General features: G+C 65.4%; 16 protein-coding genes and 1 pseudogene. 5 read left to right on the top strand and 12 right to left on the bottom strand.

From position 1 onward, the window contains the following. Positions 1-15 precede the first annotated feature (15 nt). The 5 genes from OU419_RS06420 to OU419_RS06400 form a co-directional block, all read right to left on the bottom strand. The gene (locus OU419_RS06420) at positions 16-1,659 is read right to left on the bottom strand and encodes a ParB family protein (protein ID WP_024889633.1); all 1,644 of its coding nucleotides are present in this window, start codon (positions 1,657-1,659) and stop codon (positions 16-18) included. Continuing rightward, positions 1,652-1,900 carry a hypothetical protein gene (locus OU419_RS06415; protein ID WP_024889634.1) on the bottom strand — a complete coding sequence of 83 codons (249 nt, stop codon included), beginning with the start codon at positions 1,898-1,900 and terminating at the stop codon, positions 1,652-1,654. The genes OU419_RS06420 and OU419_RS06415 overlap by 8 nt, the downstream gene beginning before the upstream one ends. Beyond that, positions 1,884-2,750: a ParA family protein gene (locus OU419_RS06410; RefSeq protein WP_024889635.1), complete on the bottom strand. Its 867-nt coding sequence runs from the start codon at positions 2,748-2,750 to the stop codon at positions 1,884-1,886. The genes OU419_RS06415 and OU419_RS06410 overlap by 17 nt, the downstream gene beginning before the upstream one ends. A gap of 40 nt (positions 2,751-2,790) precedes the next feature. Continuing rightward, positions 2,791-3,009, bottom strand: a complete 219-nt coding sequence (locus OU419_RS06405; RefSeq protein ID WP_024889636.1) for an AlpA family transcriptional regulator — start codon at positions 3,007-3,009, stop codon at positions 2,791-2,793. Between the two features lie 110 nt (positions 3,010-3,119). Then, entirely contained in the window at positions 3,120-3,881 is a 762-nt protein-coding gene (locus OU419_RS06400) for a hypothetical protein (protein ID WP_024889637.1), read from the bottom strand. A 515-nt stretch (positions 3,882-4,396) separates the two neighbouring features. Between OU419_RS06400 and OU419_RS06395 the strand changes: the two genes are divergently transcribed. From OU419_RS06395 to OU419_RS06385, 3 genes and pseudogenes are all read left to right on the top strand, one after another. Beyond that, positions 4,397-5,053 carry a hypothetical protein gene (locus tag OU419_RS06395; RefSeq protein ID WP_024889638.1) on the top strand — a complete coding sequence of 219 codons (657 nt, stop codon included), beginning with the start codon at positions 4,397-4,399 and terminating at the stop codon, positions 5,051-5,053. After that, the gene (locus OU419_RS06390) at positions 5,050-5,754 is read left to right on the top strand and encodes a hypothetical protein (protein WP_081770071.1); all 705 of its coding nucleotides are present in this window, start codon (positions 5,050-5,052) and stop codon (positions 5,752-5,754) included. Before OU419_RS06395 ends, OU419_RS06390 begins: the two co-directional genes overlap by 4 nt. 419 nt (positions 5,755-6,173) lie before the next feature. Continuing rightward, positions 6,174-8,028 (top strand): annotated as a pseudogene (locus OU419_RS06385) (tyrosine-type recombinase/integrase). 47 nt (positions 8,029-8,075) lie between these two features. Here OU419_RS06385 and OU419_RS06380 read toward each other — a convergent pair. Next, positions 8,076-8,702, bottom strand: coding sequence for a substrate-binding domain-containing protein (locus OU419_RS06380; RefSeq protein ID WP_124082410.1), 627 nt, complete (start codon positions 8,700-8,702; stop codon positions 8,076-8,078). Positions 8,703-8,808: 106 nt separating this feature from the next. Here OU419_RS06380 and OU419_RS06375 point away from each other — a divergent pair, with 106 nt between their 5' ends. Continuing rightward, positions 8,809-9,108: a helix-turn-helix domain-containing protein gene (locus OU419_RS06375; RefSeq protein ID WP_003282197.1), complete on the top strand. Its 300-nt coding sequence runs from the start codon at positions 8,809-8,811 to the stop codon at positions 9,106-9,108. Positions 9,109-9,134: 26 nt separating this feature from the next. Here OU419_RS06375 and mobH read toward each other — a convergent pair whose 3' ends face one another. The 3 genes from mobH to OU419_RS06360 form a co-directional block, all read right to left on the bottom strand. After that, entirely contained in the window at positions 9,135-10,988 is a 1,854-nt protein-coding gene (gene mobH, locus OU419_RS06370; protein ID WP_124082411.1) for a MobH family relaxase, read from the bottom strand. Between the two features lie 203 nt (positions 10,989-11,191). Next, the gene (locus OU419_RS06365; RefSeq protein ID WP_124082412.1) at positions 11,192-12,112 is read right to left on the bottom strand and encodes a nucleotidyl transferase AbiEii/AbiGii toxin family protein; all 921 of its coding nucleotides are present in this window, start codon (positions 12,110-12,112) and stop codon (positions 11,192-11,194) included. Further along, positions 12,105-12,863 carry a type IV toxin-antitoxin system AbiEi family antitoxin domain-containing protein gene (locus tag OU419_RS06360; RefSeq protein ID WP_162500941.1) on the bottom strand — a complete coding sequence of 253 codons (759 nt, stop codon included), beginning with the start codon at positions 12,861-12,863 and terminating at the stop codon, positions 12,105-12,107. Before OU419_RS06360 ends, OU419_RS06365 begins: the two co-directional genes overlap by 8 nt. Positions 12,864-13,086: 223 nt before the next feature. On the opposite strand from OU419_RS06360, the gene OU419_RS06355 reads away from it, so the two are divergent. Then, positions 13,087-13,455 carry a DUF3742 family protein gene (locus OU419_RS06355; RefSeq protein ID WP_162500942.1) on the top strand — a complete coding sequence of 123 codons (369 nt, stop codon included), beginning with the start codon at positions 13,087-13,089 and terminating at the stop codon, positions 13,453-13,455. Positions 13,456-13,483: 28 nt separating this feature from the next. Here OU419_RS06355 and OU419_RS06350 read toward each other — a convergent pair whose 3' ends face one another. Genes OU419_RS06350 through OU419_RS06340 form a run of 3 tightly spaced genes read right to left on the bottom strand, consistent with a single transcriptional unit; the run spans position 13,484 to position 16,788 of the window. Then, positions 13,484-15,016 (bottom strand): conjugal transfer protein TraG N-terminal domain-containing protein, encoded by a 1,533-nt coding sequence (locus OU419_RS06350; RefSeq protein WP_124082414.1) that lies wholly within the window; start codon positions 15,014-15,016, stop codon positions 13,484-13,486. Positions 15,017-15,031: 15 nt separating this feature from the next. After that, the gene (locus tag OU419_RS06345) at positions 15,032-15,385 is read right to left on the bottom strand and encodes a hypothetical protein (protein WP_003292115.1); all 354 of its coding nucleotides are present in this window, start codon (positions 15,383-15,385) and stop codon (positions 15,032-15,034) included. Continuing rightward, complete coding sequence (locus OU419_RS06340; RefSeq protein ID WP_124082415.1) at positions 15,382-16,788, bottom strand: integrating conjugative element protein; 1,407 nt, start codon at positions 16,786-16,788, stop codon at positions 15,382-15,384. Before OU419_RS06340 ends, OU419_RS06345 begins: the two co-directional genes overlap by 4 nt. Between the last annotated feature and the right edge of the window lie 8 nt (positions 16,789-16,796).

The following is a 16,796-nucleotide window of genomic DNA, read 5'->3' as shown; positions in this document are numbered from 1 at the left end:
GGGAGCCTCCTGCGCTCAGGAATCCTGGCTCGCTACGCCGGCTTCCAGATCCAGCAGCCGACGCGCCAGGCGCAGCAGACGGAACAGCTTTACCAGCCCGGCATCGCTCAGGCGCGTGACCAAGCCGCCGTGACCATGCAGCAGCGGCCCAAGGTCATCGGCCAGCCGCGCGCTGTCCAGCCCGGTCGCGGGTGCCGGCGCGGTGCTCAGCGCGTGCAGCAGGGTCAGCATCGCACGCGCGAACGCCGGGAGCGCCTTCGCCTGGCCCACGGCCGGCGTCACGCAGACGAAGCCGATGCCGCCATCGCTGGCTTCGATGTGGTCGCCCACCGCCGCTTCCCCCGCGATCTCGCGAGCGAACTGCGCGATATGCACGCGCAGGCGATCCGGCACGTCCAGGCCCGGCTCGATGTACCAGACATCCGAGATGGGAAAGAGCCCGCCAACCTGCACCGGGATCGCACGCAGCGCATCTGCCTCGAAGTCGGGTAGCTTGTCGCCGAGCTGATCCGCGACCATCCGCTGGATGGACTGCAGGCGCTCGGTGGTTGGGGCCGGCGTCACGATGTGCCCCTGCAGGCGCTCGTCGCGCTGCCCGTCCCGGGCGTTTGGTGCAGCGGCAGGTGGTGCCGAGGGTGTCTCTGCCGGTGGCGCGACGGGCGAGGTGTCCCGTGGCGTTGGCGCCGCGGGCGACAGTTGCGGCGTGATGGCTGGCGCCGCAGGTGCGACAGGCGTTGCCGGGTTCGGCGCGGCCGGCTCGCTGGTCAATACTCGCTGACGGCTTTCGCTGTCATCGACCTCCAATGCCAGCGTGTCGTAGTCCGCTTCCAGCAGCTCGGCCATCTGACCCACCAGTTCGTCCTGCACGCGCTGGGGCGAGAAGCCCTCCGGCTGCGTGTCGAACTGCGACAGCACATCCTGAAACAGCGAAGCGAAGTCCACGGTCAGCGGCCGGCCCAGCGCACGCCGCTCCCAGGTGCGCTCGCACGCCTTGCGCAGCACTGCGAGCCGGTCCACCTGATGCCGGCCCAATCCGCCGTACAACAGCGTCGGGATCGCCGGCAGCAGATAGCGCACCGCATCGTTCATGCGGCTGATGTGTGACTGCGGCACCGGATAGCCGTCGGCCGCCAGTCGCCGCGCGAGTTCGCTTTGCGACAGCGCCTGGCCGCTTTCCTGCTCGTAGAACTCGCGCGCCTTCTCGATGCCCAAGGCCCGCTCGATGAAGGTCAGGCCGCCGCGCAGCTCGTTCTCGGCCAGATGCCCGGTCAGCGCCACGATTTCGCCGCGCGCCGGCCACGGGCGGAACAGGCACGCAATGCGGAAGAAGCGTTCCTCCTTGGTCTCGCTCCACAACTCGCGCAGGATCGCCAGCCGCGTGTTGCCGCCGTTGCGAATAATGTAGTGCGCCTCGCCCGGCCTGCGCGTGATCGCGGGGGGCGCGTCCAGCCCACGTTCGCGGATGGACGCCTTGATCTCCGCATAGGCCGGGTTGCGCGTCACGCGTGGGTCATGTTCATAGGGGCGCAGCTCGTCCAGCGTCACCACCATCGGTGTGTCGGCGATGGGGTCGGTCAACGCCGCGGCCGAAGGACCGTTGCGTTCGAAGCCCTTGGCCAGCAGCTTGGTGGCCATGTCCTGCGGCGTCGGATCAGCCATCGCTGCTCTCCCGAGATGCCGTCAGTGCCTGTCGATCGGCGCGGCGAAGCTGCGCGCGTGCGTTGCGGCTGGCGCGGTGATCGCTCGCAGTCGAGCTGGTATAGATCGCGGCGCAGCCGGGCTTGGTGAACATCAGGTGCCCGCCGCGCGTGCGTTTCACGTGCCAACCTTCGCCCAGCGCGAACTCGATCAGCGCGCGTAGCCGCGCATGGCCGCGGGCCAGTTCATGCGCGATCGCCATGACTGGCTCCTCCTGCGCGGCCTCTGCCGGTAACGCATGCAAAGCGCTCCCGCCATGCCGGGAACAGCTCGCCAGCCAGCGCACGCATCGTCTCCAACGCCGCAGGCGCAGTACGGCCCACTGGTTGCCGGTATTCGACGCGATGCACTGGCAGCCCCCGTGTTGCGGCACGTGGGTAGGCTTCAATGGCCGGGACGTCGGTGCTCAGGACCTGTATGCCAGCGTGCGCCTGGAACACTTGTCGCAGGGCCTGCTGGATCAGTCGGGCGTTCGACGAAACCGGATGCACACGGTTGATGAGCAAGCGCAGCGGTGGCGGCTCGATGCCGAGGTGCCGATACGGAGCGATGTCCTCGATCAGTTGCAGCGTGCCGCGCCTCAGCTCACGCGCCGCCAGGATTTCCGGCGTCACCGGTGACAGCGCCAGACTGGAGGCCAGTACCGCCATTTCCAGCAGCACACTGCGCGCTCCCTGGGTATCGATCAGCAGCAGGTCGTAGTGCGACGCCAGCGCGGGGAGCAGGTGACGCAGGCGCAGCCGACCGTCGGGTGCGTGCAGCAGCAGTGTGTTCAGTTCGCCGCGATGGTCGTTCGACACCACCAGGTCGAGACCCGCCACAGCGGTCTGCGAAGCCAATTGCTCGATACGCTGCTCATTGAAGGCCAGCATCTCATAGATGCCGGCAGGCGCATGCGTGCCGAGCGTGAAGTAGCTCGACAAGGTGGGCTGTACGTCCAGGTCCAGCAGCAGCACGCGCAGTCCCGCATCGGCGATGAAGCCGCCCAGGTTCGCTGCGGTGGTCGTCTTGCCGACGCCACCCTTGGTCGAAATGATGGATACCACCTGCATGGTGCGACTCCTCGTGGAAGGGATTCCGGGGGGCGCGGGCTCACGCCCGCTCACTGAGTCGATCGGTGATCCACTGATCGATCTCCACCGAATCCCATCCGATGGCGCGTACCCCGAGGCGCAGGGGCTTAGGAAACTTGCCCTCCTTGATCAGGTTGTAGATGTGGGCGCGTTTGAAGCCGGTCTTGGCCTCGACTTCCGCGCGGCGCAGGATGCGGTGTTCGTTCGGCGTCGCGGTGGCGATGGTCTGGGCAGTCACGAGGGACACTCCTTGGCGCTGTGTAGCGGCGATGATGGAAGTGCCCCGTATTCAATAGCGCGGTTCCCGCGCGGTCACCGCAAGTGCAGACACGCCGTCTGCACTTGCAGTCAGCGGTCCTGGGTAGCGAGATGACGCTTGGCTGCCGAAAACTTCGCCCACAGCGTTCGCTCGCTGATTCCGGATTTGTCGCCGTAATGGGCAACCAGCGCATTGATGACCGATTCCAGCGTCTCGAAAGACGAATAGGGAACGCCATTGGGTGACTTGCCCAACAGCAGGGTCAGAAGACCGCCAACGATGTTCAGGTAGGTGGATTCACTGCGGGCGCCCGGCATCCCGGATCGCTTCTCGCGCTCCGTGCGCGCCTGGTGCTCCTGGCTGAGCGTCTGGAACTGCTCATAGAGCGCGTCCCAGGCCTGCACCTTGTCGGCAAGCTGGAGCTTCAACGCCTCGCGATCCATGACCAGTGCCTGCACGGCATCGACACTGACGGCCGGATGCAGGTGACGCTCGAAGGCATCGAACAGGAATGCCGGTCGCTGGTCGGGATAGAAACGGATCATCCAAGCCTTCAGATCGACGTGGCGGATCGTGAGGCCAGGATCATCGAGCAAGGCGGGATCGTTGCTCGTGAGGCCATCCTTGCCGTAGGGAAGGTCGAGATGCACCAGTGCGTCGTAGATCCGTTCCGCGTTCAGGCGAAGCTGTGGCCAGCGCGCCAGCGCAGCGTGCTCCGGCAGCCGGTTCATCCCTTCGGCAATATCAAGGATACGGCGCTCGAAGCGTGACAGTCCCGCCCACTGGATGGCCGCCTCGATCGGACGATAGAAGACCTTGGCTTGGGCGCCGGAAGAAGATGACTTTCTCATGGGCTACTCCCTGGTGAACGGGTTCAGGACATCGGCTTTTCTCGTGGTCTGGTCGACGCCATCCACACCTTCGCGGCGCGGAGCGGTGGCGACTTGGCTTGTGGAAAGGTTGTAGTGACGGCGAATGGCTGCAATGCTCACCCCAGCAACCAGTCGATGTGGCACCTTGTCCACCAACACCGAGCCTCTGCGTGGCGGTATGCTTCAAGATGTTTCTCGCCCGAGGCGGGGAGGCTTGGTGGTGAGGTTTTGCTACAGATGCCATCGCGGCGAAAGACGCATTCGGTCTACGTGCTTTCAAGTCTGGGCATCACCCGCATGTCAGACGCCGAGGGTCTTTCAGCAGACGCGGTTCGGGTGGCACCAGGCGCGGCGACGCCGTCTCGACGGGCAACGATGAGGCTTCGAGCCAGACGGCACGGGTCTTCGTTCAGATCAAGAAAGAATGACAGGCGAATGCCATCGATTCACCGACAAGTCTCAGAACATCAACAGTTCTATTGCGGGCAACCGACATGACAGAAAAGCCGATCACGGTCTTCCAGCATCTTCACCTCAGGGGCAAGACAGCAACCGCAATGCGCAGTGGCATCCTCGCGCAGGTTGGTGGCTCTTGGCGTCACGACGCTGAGCGGGAAGAAGACCTCAAGCAACACTTGGGCGACGACGATGTGATCGTGCTTGTACGATCTGCATTCGACGACGTCGATGAATCGGCTCTGGTGCTGTGGCAAGAGCCTGATGGCTACAAGGTTTCCAATATCGTGCCGCGAAACGTCGGTGAGCTTTGTATTGACAAGTACAACGCGATTCTTCGCGACTTCGTCGCCCAAGTCGCGGAACCGGCGTCCCGGGCCGGCGGTTTCGGCGTCGAACTGACCTCTCCCAACCAGACTCTTGAGGATTGGCTGGATGCCGAACCGGCAGCAGCCCTGCGGCGCTTCTCGCGGCTCGCCAATAAATCCACAGGTGCGGCCCATCCCATGGACAGGGAGCGCTGGTACGCGTTCCTGATTGCCGCGCACCGTGCATCGAAACGACTGGATAGTGACCAATTGGCACGGTGGCTTGTCGAGGTGGAGGCCTGGTCCGCAGGGCGGGCGCAGGACTTGGCCATCGACTATGAATTCGCACTCGGACTGCTTGAACAGTATGACCAGTCGCATACATGAGCCTGAATACTTCAGTCATTGACGACTTGGCTGCTTTAAACGCGCCTGTGTTGTGCGTGGATACATGCACCGTCCTTGACGTCATCCGTGACATCACGCGCGAAACAGCGGTAGCACACGATGCCAACGCCGGGCTTGCCTTGCTTGCGGCAGCCGAGGCCGGCTCCGATCTGATTGTTCTGATGGCAGAACAGGTGACCATCGAACTTGCTGCTCATGTCGCTGGCGTCGAGGTAGAGGCTCGAAACGCTTTGGCAAGGTTCCGGGCACAAGCTCAACGTATCCATGAAGTGGCCTTGGCCTACGGTGCCCAGGGAATGCTGCCGCTGGACCACCTTGAGGGACACGTCGCGCGGGCCAGGACAGTGCTGAACAGGTGGCGGGACGTTGCCAGCGTGGTGCCGCACAACGATGGGGTCGCCAGCCGTGCGTTCAAGCGAGTCAACGAACCTCGTGCTCCCGCCCGACTGGGTAAAGAATCAATGAAGGATTGCGTGATCGTCGAAGCCTATATCGAGGCGGCTGGCCAGCTTCGCTCCGCAGGGCTGGTGGCGCCGATCGTGTTCGCCTCGTCGAATACGAAGGAGTATTTCGCGCCGAACACCCGACGTCTTCAAGATGAAATCGCTGCCGATCTAGAGGACGTTGGTGTGGAGTACGCCCCAAACTTCGGCGCAGCGAAACACAGTCTCGGCCTATAGGCGCATCTGGACAGGACCCTGGTGGCTGTGCATGGACGTTGCTGGGCGATGGCAGACGATCCCGGGTTGCCGGGCAGGTGGGGCTGGTACATAATCTGGTCTAATTCCGTGGCGCTCACGGAAGAAACCCGTTATCAATCAACGGGTTGAGTGCGGCGTGATGTTCCCTTCGCCCGCTCCACTGTATCAATCTGCGGACTTCCGCAGAAGTCCAAGAGAGTCTGCAAGTCGTTGCCGCACAAAGACTTTTCCTCTCTTTGACGGTCTGCCGTAGTCCACTGCGATCCGCCTACAGCCGGGACTTTTAAGTCCACAAACAAGTCCATTTTTGTGGGCGCGGCTGATTCCGGATTGTTGATGGAGGGGCGAGGTCGACGTGACCAGCATCTGGTTCCTGACTCATGTTCAGGAGCAAGAGCATGGCACTCTCAGACCTGGCCGTTCGACAGGCCAAGGCAACTGGCAAGGCATACACCCTCCCTGACTTGGATGGCCTCTCCCCTGGCCGTCACGGCTGCAGGGGGCAGGACTTGGCACTTCCGCTACTACTGGGCGGGCAAGCAGAAGCGGATGTCGCTCGGCACCTACCCGGAGGTGACGCTTCGCGAGGCCCGCAGCCTGCGCGACGAAGCGCGCGCCCTGCTGGCCAAAGGCACCAATCCTCGCGTTCACCGCAAGCAGAAGCGCACCGCTGTCCGGCTCGCCGACGAAAACACCTTCGAGGCGGTGTATCGCAAGTGGCTCAAGCATCGCGGGCTCAGCCTCAAGGAAGGCCGGCAGACGACCCTCTCGATACTTCCGCGCATCTTCGACAAGGATGTGCTGCCCGCCTTGGGCAAGCGGTCGGTCTATGAGATCAAGCGTCCCGACCTCTTGGAGGTGATCGCCAAGATCGAGAAGCGCAAGGCGCTCTCCGTCGCCGAGAAAGTCAGGACGTGGTTCAACCAACTGTTCCGCTACGCGCTGGTGATCGTGCCGGGCCTGGAACAGAACCCCGCCTCCGATCTCGATGTGGTGGCGCTGCCGCTGCCACCCGTCAACCACAACCCGTTCCTGCGCATGGCCGAACTGCCGAAGCTGTTGCAGCGGCTACGCAGCTATCGCGGCAGGCGGCAGACCCAGCTCGGGCTGCGGCTATTGCTGCTGACCGGCGTGCGAACCGGAGAGCTGCGACAGGCGACGCCGGATCAATTCGATCTGGACCGTGGGCTGTGGATCATCCCGCCCGACGTCGTGAAGCAACTCCAATTGGATATGCGCAAGAAGCGGCAGCAGCCAAAGGACATCCCGCCCTACATCGTGCCGCTGTCGATTCAGGCCATGGAGATCGTCCGGCACCTGCTGGATGAGTTCAAGCCGGCCCAGCGCCACCTGTTCCGGCACGACAGCGACTTGAAGAAGCGCATCAGCGAGAACACGCTCAATGGTGCGCTCAAGCGCATGGGCTATCAGGAACGCCTGACCGGACACGGCATCCGCGGCACGATGTCCACTGCGCTCAACGAGATCGGCTACCCGAAGGTCTGGGTGGATGCACAGCTCTCGCATGTCGATCCCAACAAGGTCAGCGCGACCTACAACCATGCCGAGTACGTGGAGCAGCGTCGCCGCATGATGCAGGACTGGGCCGATCGGCTCGACCTCTTCGAGCAGAACCAGGTCGAGGCAGCCAGCATGCCGCTCACCGTGCATCTGGAAGGCGTGCCCGCGTTCCCGAGTGAGCAAACCGCAAGCGCGCCCTCCACGCCGGTTGCCGCTTCGCCAATCCTGCTGGTGACGAAGCCGGGTGACGCCATGCCGTTGGTTTCTGCCGCCGCACATCGGCTGCCGGCGGTTCCGCCCCCTCGATCGGCCGCGCCGCTGGTGCCTTCGGACATTCAGCGCGAGAGGATGGAACTGTTCGATGTCTTCGAGGCGCCGCACAACCTTCCCGTCGCTGCGTTTGCCAAGATGGCAGGCAAATCCCGCAGGTGGATCAGCTACGAGATCAAGGCGGGCAACTTGCTGGCGTTGAACGTAGGCAACCGCGGCCAGCGCGTGCCGGACTGGCACCTCGACCCACTCAAGCACGAGCTGATCCAGTCCGTCCTGAAGCTGACCAGGGGTGCGGACCCTTGGCAGATCTACCATGCACTGCTGCAGCCGCGCTCGATGCTGCGGGGGCGTTCGGCACTGGAGGGCGTGACGGCCAGCAATCTCGACAAGCTCGTCATGGCCGTGAGCACAGCCGTGAAGGAAAGCGAATGGACCCTGCCGCGAGTCGTGGTTGCCTAGCAGCAGGAATGCGGGATCGTGGCGAAACCGCGATCCCGGCGTATCTGTCAGGACACCAAGCGCGCGCGGCGGGCGAATCTTGCCTGGGTGTCCGACAAGGAAGCGTTGCGGCGCAGCAGGTAAGCCATCACGATCGCTGGTGCGCCGGCCAGCGGCCGCACGGCGATGCCTCGGCGTAGGTAGCTCGCCAGTCTCGCGGCAGGCGCAATGGCGATCCCGTACCCGGCGGCAACCAGCGTCATCGCCACATCGAATGTCTCCACCGTTTGCTCCCGCTCCTGCAGCGCGTTCTCGAACACGCGCTGCACGGTCATGCGCCATGGTTCATCGGCCGTGGACTGCGAGCAGATCAAGGGCTGCTTGAGCACTTCCTCGCACGGCACTTCACGGTAGGCCAGCAGGTGGGAGCGCTTGGCCACGGCGACCGCCAGCGTGTCATGCCACAGCGGCTCGCATACCCAGCCAGGCCACTGCCGGGCAACCGCAGACAAGGCGAAGTCGAAGCCGTCGCCCGGCAGCTCCGCGCCTCGAACGGGATCTGTCCATCCGGCCAGGACGGCATGAGTCTCCGGCTCTTCGGCACGCTGCAGGGCGAGCACGTCGGCGAGCTGGGGAGGCACCCATTCGCCGAGGACGGCCATGCGAATTTCGGCGGTGATGTCACTCGATTCCACGTCCAGCTCCCCCCAGGCGGTGAACTCGTGGCAACTGATCTCGAAGCCGTTGAATGAGTTAAGTTTAACGTGGTTTAAATCGTGACCGTGTTCGACGCTCTTGGCAATGCCAAAGCGTTCGATCCAAAGGGGCCGCCCCACCGGCACCACTACCTACGAAGCGGAACCAGCCATCGCGTTTGGGGCTGCCGTGCGGGAAGAGAGAACCAACCAGGGTATCGCTCAGGAAACGCTGGCTCACATGGCCGGCATCGAGCGGTCTCACATGGGCAAGATCGAGCGCGGCGAGCATGTCCCCACGCTCCCCCTCATCCTCAAGATCGCCCGTGCGCTGAAATGCAGTTCCGCCCACTTGATGACTCTGACCGAAGCCAAGCTGGCAGAGTCGGCCCCATCCGCGGATTGAAGCCGGCCTGCGCAGCGGCCGCACGCCTACCCCTGATCGTCGTTGTCCTTGCCCCCAAGGGCTGAATCTTCGCGCTTTGCGGCCTCGTTGAGGAGCCGCAGGTATGGGTTGTCTGGCGGCGTCTCCTGGAACAGCGCATCCGGGCTGACGAGCAGGTAGCCGTGCAGCCGGCGCGACTTGCGCGGCCCCGTGACTTCGCAGGTCCAGATGTTCAGCCCGCTCGGCTGCTTGCGGTGCTGTCCCAGCTTCTCGAAGCGCTTCTGTACCCACTGCCACCCCTCCAGCTTCTCCTGCTTGGCCAGCGCGGCGACTTGAAGGTACTCCTGCGCGTAGCGCTGGAACACGCCGGGGCTGACGAGGTAGGTCGTACCGGCGACGGTATGCACCAGGGCCTTGGCGTCGTTGATGATGAGCTTGCGCGTCTGGATGCTCTGACGCAGCCAGGCCATGAAGTGCGCCCCGGAGGGTTCCGCGCGATCCTGGGAAGGCGCGAGGCCCATCTGCGGCGGGGGTACGGTCGAAGGGGCCGGCTCGGGCTCGGCAACAGGGGAACTCGGGATCTCCGGTGCCGTGGGTGGAGCGGTGTCGCCCAGCAGGTCGAGCAGCGCGGCCACGCCGGTGTCCATGGCTGCGGATGCGACCGGCGCCGTGCTCGCGGATGCAGCTTCGTTGCCTTCCGCGCGCGGCCCATCGGCCACCGCCGGCGCCTGCGGCGTCGGCTCCGCTTGTTCCTCTTCGACCTGCACACGGCCTGCGAACGGCGCCGGCCGGTCGGCGGCATCCCAGATCATCGCCGGCGAGAGTTTCAGGAAGGTGAAGGCGTGCGACCAGCCGGCCTCGCTGGTGACCGCAGCCTTCCAGATCGCCTTGCCATCCGGCGTCGGTTGCACGATGCCGTGATCCTGCAGCACGTTGAACACCGCCGTATTGCTCGCCGGGATGCCGTCGATGCCCTGCGACAGCAGATGTGCGCGCAGCTTGTCGGAGACGGTCTTGCTCACCAGCCACAGGGCGTCTTGGGTCAGCCAGCCGTCCGCCGGGCCGGCCTGGTTCAACTTGAATTCTTCCTTGAGCAGGTAGCGCAAGCCGTCGAGCAATTTGCGTTGCAGCGCATGCTTGGGCGCCGCCAGCGCCTTGCTGGGATCGCCGCCGAGCTCCTGGGCGACCGATGCCTGATCGGCCTGCACGACCAGCTCGCCGAGCGTGCCGGCGTGCTCGTACTGGCCGGCCAGCACGTACAGCAGCGCGGCCCAGAGGTCGGGATAGCCGCTGAGCCAGTCGAAGATGTCCCGATCGAGAAGGCGCGCGTAGAGCAGCCCGGTGGCGGCGCTGTGCAGGCGGTACTCGCGCTCCTTTCGGTAACGGAAGCGGTAGGGCTTTCGCAGCGGGCCGTGCCAGGGATGCCAGACGCTGCCGTCGGCATGCTCGACGTGCAGATCGACCGCGATCTTGCCGATGTCGTGCAGCAGGGATGCGTAGGCCGTGCCTGCGGTCCAGGCTTCGGCCTGGGCCGCCTGTGCCTCCGGCGTGACGCCCGCAGGCAGCAGGTATGACTGCCGCAATTTCAGCGCATAGGCGACGATCTCCAGGCCGTGGTCCAGCATGCCGCCCGGATAGGCGTGGTGGTGGTTCTCGGAAGCCGGGAACTGCTGGACCAGCTCGGCGTAGCGCTCCAGTGGGCCGAGGTAGAGCGTGGCGAACTGTCGGCGCGAGAGCGATGTGCGCTGCCAGATGTGTTCCAGCAGTTTCTGCCGACGCGGCGTGGCCAGCAGCGATGCGGCCGACTCCGGCCGCATCGACCCTTTCGGAGTTTCGATGGCGGAGGTGGGCGGCGTGCCGGCGGTGGGTGGCACCCGTTTGCGCTGGAACAGCGAGAGCATGGCGAACCCCAGATGACGGGCTGCTCGGGGGCGCCTTTTGGCCTTTTCAGGATAGGGCCTTTCCCCTTGGCGCCCTTCCTTTGCCCCTTCCCAGCCCTTTGGCCTTTGTCGGAAGCCTTTGGGTATAGGGCCGCTGCTGCGCGGGTGCCACGATGAATGCGGCATGGGGCAATCCCGGCAAGTGGGGCGCTGCGGGATGTTCGTCAGCTCTGGCCCAAGCCGGTGTCGAGGGCGGCGGATTGCGCTGTGAAGTCGTCGGGACGGCGCTTGCGGAAGGTTTCGAGATTGGCGAGCTTCCAGCGCAGTGCCGGCAGTTGCGCGGCGTGCTGGCACTGCACCAGCGACCAGTCCGGTTCTGCGCGCGCCAGCCCGCTCAGAAACTGCTTGTGCGCGGTGCTCAGTCGCTGTGGCAGTTCGCGCCGCAGCCTGGCGCGAGCATCGAGCAGCATCTCCAGGGAGCAATCCACTTCGGTCATGCCGACAAAGGCCCGCTCGTACTCGCCGGCGATGTCCTTGTCGTTGCCGAACAGCACTTCGTGGGGCGGCCGGTTGTGGCCCGCCAGATAGATCACGAAGCACTCGACCATGCCGTCGCTGATGTCGCCCGATTCGTAGAGCTGCCACACGTCGAACAGGTCGCGGGGGTGCTGCCGATCCAGCGCGGCCACCAGCTTGCTGGCGTACAGCTCGTCCGGTGCCAGAACCGGCAGCTCGAACTCGACGCCGAACAGATCGCTGGTCTTGGCGCTCAGCGGCCGCCGCTCGACGGGCAGCACGCTGCCTCGGAACACGACGTTGACCTCGATCTTCACCTGGTTGGCGTCGTTCTCGACGATCAGCTTGGTGTCCCCCAGGTCCTTGGCGCGAACCAGGCGTGTCTGCACGCCCAGTGGTGCAACGCGCGCGGCGATGGCGGCCAGCTCCTGGTTGATGGCTTGCAGCGCTTCGTCGCGTGGCGTCTGCCACGGGAGGTACACCACGTCGATGTCCACCGACAGGCGCGGCATGTCCCGCACGAAGAGGTTGATGGCCGTGCCGCCCTTCATGGCGAAGATGTCGTTGGCGAACACGTCGGGCGCGACGGCCAGCAGCAGGCGAACGGTGTCCGCGTAGGTCTTATCCATGAGGTCTCAGGCTCAGCAAGGTGCCGTCATCGAGCCGGCTCATCCAGCGCGTGTTGCTGCCGGTGCGAACCGGGTACTGCTCCAGCAGGGCATCGACATCCACGAGGCTGGTCTCGCGCGCCCAGGTGAGGAACAGGCGCACGGCCTTCACGCTGGCGCAGCAGGACAGCAGTTGCCCGAGCACGTCCTTGCGGGGGGAACGCAGTCCATCGAAGAGGTTGCGGGCCTCTTCGAGGCTCTGCTTGACGCCGGCTTCGTACAGCAGCTCCAGAACGGCACGCTCGGGGGCTGCCACCCGCAGATCCTCGGGCAGGCCAGGCGGCGTGGCCAGGGTCTTGCTGGCCAGCGCCGTATCCGGCCAGTCGAACAGGCGGGCGTGGACATAGCGGGCCGGAAAGCGCGAAGTGAACCAAGCCGGCAACGCGAAGCGACCGTCGCCCCACAGCACCAGCGCCTCCCGGCTGCCCAGGTTGTGCCGCACACCCTGCAGGGCCAGGGCGCTCTTGCCGCCGACGTGCAGGCCGGGCACGCGCTGTTGCAGGAACTTCAGCGCACCGTAGACCCCGAACTCATCGTTCGGGAAGGCATAGACGCCATGGGCCAGGCGCACGAGCCACCCGCCGTCGGCATAGTGGGCGGCGAGCTGGGGCGACACCCCGAACTGGCTCAGGGTGGCAAGGTCGAACGGCGCCCCGCGGGGGAGTCCCGCCTGCAGCCGCTTGATTACCTGGTGCCGAGAATTTCCATCCATGTTATAAAAATAACACGGAATCCAATCAGCCCCTAGAGCCATTGCAAGAACGTGCAGAGAAAGTAGCATAAGGTTTGATTTATAGTGCAGAATCTAATCGCCCTGCGACCCAGGCCGACCCGGCTCTGCCAGCCGCAACCCGCCCTCCTGATCGCGGTCTATGCTGGAGGGCAAGCCACGACCGGCCACTCCGCGAGGTGAGGCGCCACTGAAGCCGAGGCACATGAGCATGACCACCAACACGCACAACGGGCGCTGGAGCCACCGGCTGGGCCGGGGGGCTGGCCGTGCCTGGCGTGGATACCTGCGCCGCGAGCAGCGTGTCGCCGGCTGGCTGGTGACGCGCGGGGTGCCCGCGGGCGCGGCGACGGCGGTGCTCTGGATCGTCAAGCTGGCCGTACTTGGCATGCTGCTCTACACCGTATCCTGGCTCGTCCTGCTGCTGGCCTTTGCAGTGGTCGCCGCATGGCTCGCGCGGAACGCCGACGAGGACGACGAGAAGCAGCCGGAACTTAGAGACGGACACTCGGGCGTCGGCCTGTACGACAAAGATGACTGGCGGATCGACATGGGCGATCCCGACGTGCCGTAGCTGCCGCATCAACGCGAGAGAGTGCTCCTTACTTCGCAGCACCTTTCGATACAGCCGTCATCGCAAGGCGAGAGCCACTACCCCCAGCCGACTTTGCATCGGACGTGCCAGTGATGAGACCGCCCAGGAAGTTTCCGGCGCGAACGCCTGCCCATCCGAGTGCCATGACCCAGAACGTCGGCAACACGATGAACATCGTTGCCATGACGAAGTTCAGCAGCATGTCACCGAACGCATTGTTCAGGCCGATCAGCGGATCGAAGTTCGTGTGCGGCCTGTCCGCGCCAAACCCCCAGCCGTAGAGCGCGTCCAGGATCGTGCTGTCGATCCAGCGCGCGAGCTGGAACCAGAAGTCCACGAAGAACAGCGCGAACTGGACGCAGCTCACCGTCACCACCGTCTTCAGGTCGTAGGTGCCGATCAGCAGCACCAGCGGGATGCAGATGACGAGCGCCATCTTGAGCATGGTCAGCACCATCGGCAGCGCCTGGCGCACCACGTCCATCGCCGGAAAGAAGCCCAGCGAGCCGACGGTCAGCCCCAGGTCGCTCGCGCCGCGCGTGACGACGTTTGGCAGCGTCTTGTCGATCTGGCCGCCGTAATCGGTGTAGACGGCGCCCTGGTTCATCTTCTGCTGCCGCGGTGAGACGACGGCGCGGATCACCGAGTCATTGACCTCGCTCTGCGACAGGAAGCCCGCCCAGCGCCCGATGCGGGTCAGCAGGTCCGGGTCGACCTGTGCCAGCAGCCGGCTGCGCAGTCCCTGGCCGCCATCGGCCCACCACTGCCGGCAGGACGGATAGCCGCCGCCGCTGTCCACCTGTGCCAGCCCTGCATCGCGGGTCGCGTCGTAGGGCCAGCCCGTGCGTGGGGTCTTGGCGCGATAGGTGTCATAGAAGCCGGGCGTGTCGAGGAAGTAGCTCGACCCGATCCAGGTGACGTCGTTCATCTGCTCGTCGGAAAGCGTCGGCCGGTTCATGAACAGCTTGGCGCGCGACGGCCCGTAGCAGTCGTGCGTGAAGTCGGCGACCTCCTGTGCCAGCACCGGATCGTCGATGCGCGTGGCATCCACATCCATGCGAATCTGACGCAGGTCCGTGCCACAGGGAATCGCCGCCACGGCGGCGCCGGTGACCGCCTTCGAGATGGCGTGCATGAAGAACCACCACACCGGCACCAGCGCGCTCTGGTTGTTGAGCGCCGTGTAGACGTTGGACCAGCCCGTGTCGTTGGGCAGCGGGACGTTGACCTGGCATTGCGCGGAGCGCGTGGTGTCGAACCTGATCGTGGCGAGATCCACCGGGATGAACGGGATGCCCGCGAACATGATGACCACGATCGCCACCCACACCCGGTTCTCGATGCGCATCGACGACAGCACGCCCTTGTTGCCCTCGTCCGCACCTTCGCTGCGGGCCTTGAGCCATTCCTGGATCACGATGGCCACGAACGGCAGCGCGAACACGCCGCTGGCCACGAGGATGCTCCAGATGCCGTTGTTGACCACCCAAGCCACCAGGGTCAGGTAATACTCCAGGTAGTCCGTGGTGTAGAGCGTCATGCCTGCCTCCCGGTCTCAGCCGTGCCGCAGCAGTTGGCTGGCTTCCAGCGCGACCACGGCGATCACGGCCGCGATCTCCGTGCGCAGCAGGCGCTGATGCGTCTCGCGGGACGGCTCCCGCCGCAACAGGCGCCGACGCATCCACCACCAGCCGTAAGCCGTCGCTCCGTAGAGGCACAGCCGCCACACGAAGAAGTGGCCGGCGTGCGCCTGCAGCCAGTGCTGCCAGCCCTCGACGCCGCCGACGACGTGGATGCCGGCGATGTTCACCGCCACCGCGGCGGCGACCACCAGCAAGGTCCACAGCAGCGCCACGCCGACGCGGCGGTTGAACAGCCATGGCAGCCGCAGCCAGGCCAGCCGGCTCATGGCGTACCGCTCCGCGGCTTCTGGACTTCCCGCAGACGGTCGCGCGTGGTGTCGCCCTCGAAGACGCCGCGCGAACCAGCAGCGCGGGTGCTGTGGCGCTGGATGATCGCCATCGCCGAGTTGCCGGCCAGCGTGCGCCGCAGCTCCAGCTCGGTCTTGAGGTTGTTGATCTCCTGCTCCAGCGCACTGTTCTCCTGGTCGACCGCCTGCACGGCCAGTTCGTTGGCGGCGACGTTCGGCTCCTTCTTGCCGGTCAGCAACGTGCGTTGCAGCAGCAAGGCCTTCTCCAGCACGCTGGACAGCGCCGCCTCCGACGCCAGGCGCTTGCCCAGCACGTCCTGGTCGGGTTCGTCCCGCAGGGCCTCGATCACGCCGCGGGTGATCGGCAGCGAGCTGCTGCCGGCCGCGTCGAGATTGGCCGGCGTCGTCGGCCGGGCGCCCGTCACCAGCTCCTGCAGCACCTGCAGCTTGGTCTCGTACTCTTCCTGGATCACTGGCGTGAGCCCGACGCCAGGCGTGGTCTGGGTCTTCGTGCAGTTTTCGCAGGTGCGTTGCTCGCGTTCGCCGAGCACGCGGTTCGCAAAGGCCGCGGCCGCGCCAGGCGACGACCAGGTCTGGCAGGTCAGGCGGTTGCCGCAGGCGCTGCGCGCGATCGACGAAGTATCGGTGACGCTGCGCCCGTTGAGCAGGTTGTAGCCCGCGCGCGTCACATCGCCGACCACCTTGATCGAACTCTGGCCGGAGCCGCCCGCATTGCCGCCGCCGACCCAGGGCACGCCGTTGTTCCCTTTGTTGGACTCGGCCTGCTCGATGGCGGAGACGGCATCGGTGCTGCTGACCGCGTCCCGCAGCGCCATCCCCTCGGCGAGCTGGTCCCAGCCGGCCTGGCCGCCGGCCATGTCCGCCATGCGATTGGCGATGGCCCGGCAGGTCATCTTCGAGCGGTCGAAGTCCAGGCGCGCCTGGAGGATGCCGTTGGTCAGCAGGTTGTAGAGCCCCGGGTCGGCGCGCTGGATGATCAGGGCCGGCAGCGAGGCCACGGCGCTGGTGGCGTTCTGGATCACGTTGCTCATGATCGTCTGGAAGCCGTTGGTGATGCCGTTGAGCTGGTTCTGCAGCGTCGTGGTGATGCTCATGTCGCCGCAGATCAGGTTGCTGTTCCAGCCGATCCCCACGCCGATGCTTTGCATGTTGCCGGCACCACCCATCGACACGGCCCGGCCGCCGCCGATGCTGTAGAGCACGTCGTCGCCGATCACGCTGCCGCTGACGTTCACGCCATTGGGGTCGATGCGGGTCTGCGCCCAGGCGGCGCCGACGGCCAGCGTGATGGCCGCCATGAGCAGCGTGGCCCGCAGGTGCGACTTCGCGCGGCGCAGGAAGTCAGGGAGGGAGGCGTTCATCGTGGGTT

It is taken from the genome of Pseudomonas triclosanedens (assembly GCF_026686735.1).
Lineage (GTDB): Bacteria > Pseudomonadota > Gammaproteobacteria > Pseudomonadales > Pseudomonadaceae > Pseudomonas > Pseudomonas triclosanedens.
This window is presented reverse-complemented; position numbering and strand designations above follow the sequence as displayed.

Bases quoted from the DNA above. Each gene is read 5' to 3' on its own strand.
- OU419_RS06390 (WP_081770071.1), top strand. From the start codon at position 5,050: ATGAGCCTGAATACTTCAGTCATTGACGACTTGGCTGCTTTAAACGCG.
- OU419_RS06400 (WP_024889637.1), bottom strand. From the start codon at position 3,881: ATGAGAAAGTCATCTTCTTCCGGCGCCCAAGCCAAGGTCTTCTATCGT.
- OU419_RS06415 (WP_024889634.1), bottom strand. From the start codon at position 1,900: ATGGCGATCGCGCATGAACTGGCCCGCGGCCATGCGCGGCTACGCGCG.
- OU419_RS06375 (WP_003282197.1), top strand. From the start codon at position 8,809: ATGCCAAAGCGTTCGATCCAAAGGGGCCGCCCCACCGGCACCACTACC.
- OU419_RS06395 (WP_024889638.1), top strand. From the start codon at position 4,397: ATGACAGAAAAGCCGATCACGGTCTTCCAGCATCTTCACCTCAGGGGC.
- OU419_RS06410 (WP_024889635.1), bottom strand. From the start codon at position 2,750: ATGCAGGTGGTATCCATCATTTCGACCAAGGGTGGCGTCGGCAAGACG.
- OU419_RS06420 (WP_024889633.1), bottom strand. From the start codon at position 1,659: ATGGCTGATCCGACGCCGCAGGACATGGCCACCAAGCTGCTGGCCAAG.
- mobH (WP_124082411.1), bottom strand. From the start codon at position 10,988: ATGCTCTCGCTGTTCCAGCGCAAACGGGTGCCACCCACCGCCGGCACG.
- OU419_RS06340 (WP_124082415.1), bottom strand. From the start codon at position 16,788: ATGAACGCCTCCCTCCCTGACTTCCTGCGCCGCGCGAAGTCGCACCTG.
- OU419_RS06360 (WP_162500941.1), bottom strand. From the start codon at position 12,863: ATGGATGGAAATTCTCGGCACCAGGTAATCAAGCGGCTGCAGGCGGGA.
- OU419_RS06355 (WP_162500942.1), top strand. From the start codon at position 13,087: ATGAGCATGACCACCAACACGCACAACGGGCGCTGGAGCCACCGGCTG.
- OU419_RS06365 (WP_124082412.1), bottom strand. From the start codon at position 12,112: ATGGATAAGACCTACGCGGACACCGTTCGCCTGCTGCTGGCCGTCGCG.
- OU419_RS06345 (WP_003292115.1), bottom strand. From the start codon at position 15,385: ATGAGCCGGCTGGCCTGGCTGCGGCTGCCATGGCTGTTCAACCGCCGC.
- OU419_RS06350 (WP_124082414.1), bottom strand. From the start codon at position 15,016: ATGACGCTCTACACCACGGACTACCTGGAGTATTACCTGACCCTGGTG.